Genomic DNA, 2,711 nt, shown 5'->3' with positions numbered 1-2,711 from the left:
GCAATACCGAGGACTTGGGTTTTGACTGGATGGCCGGTGCCAGAGCGGCGTCTGGCGACAGAGAGATGGACGGAGCCCGACCCGGCGTCGGCCCCTCCAGGGGCAGGGCGGAAGGATCTATCGCTGGGACCCAGCGCATGTCGTCAGTCAAGCGGTGACCGTTCACCACATCACCCGGCTTGTATTGCTCGGTCATTAAGCCACCTTGAGAGATCGATAGGTCGGCGCTGGCCCATTCTCTGAGTTCTGTGCTTGAGCGTCGATCGCCGCTTTTACTGAAGGTAGCGCTCGTTCACGGTCGATGGGAATACTTCAGGTTGATGCAGTCGCCCCATCTGAAGCCGGGTGACGATTTACTGGCGTAGGACGGGGCGAGGCCGGATCTCAGGAGACGGTAAAGCCGCTTTCTCGAGACCGGCATGCCGACACCGGACGTCAGGCGACGATCAGGATCTCGAGGTGACGTTCGAGCATACTGTCCGCACGGCCCGCGTAGCCCGGTAGTACCGGTGGCGCCTGAGAGGCATACGAGTGCCCGGTCGGTGTTGTGGTGACTGCGGTATGCGGACGCGACTCGAGGGAAGGCGGGTCCGGTTCCGGTCGGGCTCGCCAGCCCGGGAGCTGCTTGATGTGGTTGCACCGCACGCAGAGGCCCTGCCCGTTGTCGGCGGTGGTCGGGCCGCCGGACGCGTGGTCGACAACATGGTCGAGGTGGCGGATCGGCGCATCGCACCATGGGGTGCGGCAGGTGCCGTCACGGGCGACGAGGAACCGACGCAGCCCTGCCTCGAACAGTCGTTTCGTCGACTCCATGCCAACAAGGGTGCCGTCGTCGGGGTGGGTGTAGAGCCGGCGCAGCCACACTCTCGCGGCCGCCTCCTGGCTGCCGCGCACCAGCGTGCGGGCCCACGCCGCCGGAACGGTTCCGTAGCCCGGCACTTGGGCGGGTGTGTCATCGCCGCTGCCGAACGCGTTCGTCAGCAGTGCCCGGTCGGTGATGACGACCTGCACCTCCACCGGGACGGCCGCAGCCGATGCCTGGCCGGTGACCCGTTCCACGAGCGTGTCGGCCATGGCCTGTCCTCGGGACCGATCGTCGCCTGCGGCTTTCGCGGTCGCGGCAGCCACGGTCAGCGCTGAGTGCAGGGCAACCCCTTGGGCTACCGGCAGGTATGCCGTGACGTAGGTCATCGTGTCCGGTGCCGGCCGGATCGACACACGCCTCTCCTTCTCGGCGCCCCGACAGCGAGCCATCACGGACTCCGCGTCCAACCGGTAGGCGATCGCACGCACCCGCCGAGCCAGCTCGCGGTCGCCCAGGGCTCCCACCTGGTCGGCACCGATGCCCTCGAACAGCTCGGCGTCGACCGCCCTCCGCTGTTCGGCGGACAGCACCGCCGTCTCACGCGCCACGAGCTCCGCCCGCCACTCGCTGAGCAGTCCGGTTTCCAGCGCAGCGAGCGTCATCGGGAGGTCCCGCACCAGCCGCAGGGCCAGGGTCAGATGCCGAGCTCCGCTCGAGGGCGACTCACGTCGAGCGAGGGCGACCTGTCCCGCCACCCCGAGCTCCGACCCGAGACGCCGACTCCGGGATCGCGTTCGCGCCTGTCCGGTCGAGTCCGCCGTGACGACTGACGCACGCCTCGCACTCTCCCGAGCCGCCCGCCACCCTTCGAAGTCGTTCACGTCGGCGCACTCTTTGGCGCGCTGCCGCCAGGCTCCGGCCACCTCTTCCTGTGACTCGGCGAGGTCCACGGTGAGGCGTGCCTGCGCTGCCGCGCAGGCTGCCTTGACCCGCTCCAGGGCAGCCAGCCGGTCGACCCGCTCCGCATCCGACAGGTCGCGGTCGACGCGCACCAGTCGCGACGCGAAGGCGTCGAGACCGCTGGGTGACTTGTCGAACATGTGTACGACTATAGCCGGCTGCGACCGTCCTTGTCAAGCACCAGATCAACCAAAAACATTGTCTCGCAACAAGTTTCGTCATCTCAGATCCGCCGGCGATAAGGTGTCCGCATGACCCGCTACGGTGCGCAGTACGGCCCTGACGTCACCTTCTTGGGCGTGGACCGGTGCGATCTGGACGACGAGAGCACGTACGCGGGGTGTGACGTCGTGATCCTCGGAGCACCGTTCGACGGGGGCACCTCGCACCGGCCGGGCGCCCGGTTCGGGCCACAGGCGATACGGACGACCGACTATCTGCCTCACGACGGGTCTCGGCCCTCGTTGGCGCTGCGTACCGACGGGTTGCGCGACCTGCGGGTGGTCGACGCGGGCGACGTCGAGATGTTTTCGGGTGACATCGAGGCGGCCCTCCCGGCGCTCGAGGCCGCCGTCGAGAAGGTCACCCGGTCGGGCGCGATCCCGGTCATCCTCGGTGGCGACCACTCGATCGCCTTCCCGGACGCCAAGGGCGTCGCGAACGTCCTCGGACACGGGCGGGTGTCGATGATCCACTTCGACGCGCACGCCGACACCGGAGACATCTCGTTCGGCTCGCTGTGGGGGCACGGTCAGCCGATGCGGCGGCTGATCGAGTCTGGTGCGCTGCGCGGTGACCGCTTCCTGCAGATCGGCCTGCGAGGCTACTGGCCCGGTCCTGCCACGTTGCGCTGGATGGCCGAGCAGGGGATGCGGTCCTATGAGATGACCGAGATCGGCCACCGCGGGCTGGACGAGTGCCTGACCGAAGCGATGGCGATCTCGAT

Annotated in this window: 3 protein-coding genes; 1 reads left to right on the top strand and 2 read right to left on the bottom strand. The window is 68.0% G+C overall.

Translation table 11 applies throughout. The annotated features are described in order from the left end of the window. Both ABI385_RS06180 and ABI385_RS06175 read right to left on the bottom strand, forming a co-directional pair. Positions 1 to 196: hypothetical protein (locus ABI385_RS06180; protein WP_348102874.1), on the bottom strand; the 196-nt coding region annotated here is incomplete at its 3' end. A gap of 239 nt (positions 197 to 435) precedes the next feature. After that, entirely contained in the window at positions 436 to 1,905 is a 1,470-nt protein-coding gene (locus ABI385_RS06175; RefSeq protein ID WP_348102873.1) for a DUF222 domain-containing protein, read from the bottom strand. 111 nt (positions 1,906 to 2,016) lie between these two features. Here ABI385_RS06175 and ABI385_RS06170 point away from each other — a divergent pair. Beyond that, positions 2,017 to 2,711: arginase family protein (locus tag ABI385_RS06170; protein WP_348102872.1), on the top strand; the 695-nt coding region annotated here is incomplete at its 3' end.

This window comes from Lapillicoccus sp. (assembly GCF_039935575.1).
Taxonomy (GTDB): Bacteria; Actinomycetota; Actinomycetes; order Actinomycetales; family Dermatophilaceae; genus Lapillicoccus.
Note: the sequence above shows the minus strand (reverse complement) of the source record. Positions and strands in the feature narration are given on the sequence as shown.

What these genes read in the sequence shown, in the direction of transcription:
- ABI385_RS06175 (WP_348102873.1), bottom strand. Translation starts at nt 1,905, where the DNA reads ATGTTCGACAAGTCACCCAGCGGTCTCGACGCCTTCGCGTCGCGACTG.